This window comes from Pseudomonas sp. 2822-17 (genome assembly GCF_002742485.1).
GTDB classification, from domain to species: domain Bacteria; phylum Pseudomonadota; class Gammaproteobacteria; order Pseudomonadales; family Pseudomonadaceae; genus Aquipseudomonas; species Aquipseudomonas cyclaminis.
The window spans coordinates 1-336 of sequence record NZ_LJRZ01000171.1; the positions used below are offsets into that span (position 1 = coordinate 1).

Annotated in this window: 1 protein-coding gene; it reads left to right on the top strand. The window is 38.1% G+C overall.

The annotated features are described in order from the left end of the window. Positions 1-123 precede the first annotated feature (123 nt). Positions 124-336, top strand: a 213-nt coding sequence (locus AOA60_RS01410; protein WP_143522334.1) for an NUDIX domain-containing protein, incomplete at its 3' end; no start/stop codon positions are given.

Sequence of the window (336 nt, forward strand, 5' to 3'; positions counted from 1 at the left end):
GGACATAGGAAGAGGTTTACTTTCCCTATCATTAACATAACCACTGGGACACATCACCTGTTCCCCTCGTCCATCAAGATATTATCCTTAGTAAAAATAACTAAATTTTTCATGGAGGAAAATATGAAAAAACAAGTGAAAGTTGTCGGTGCTGTGATTGAAAATGATAGGAATGAAATACTAGCTGCACTTCGCTCCCCTACAATGTCTCTACCAAATCTATGGGAGTTTCCTGGTGGAAAAATTGAAGAAGGGGAATCACCTACAGAGGCCTTGATTCGCGAGATAAAAGAAGAACTTGATTGCACTATTGAAGTAAATGAGCTTATTGAAGAT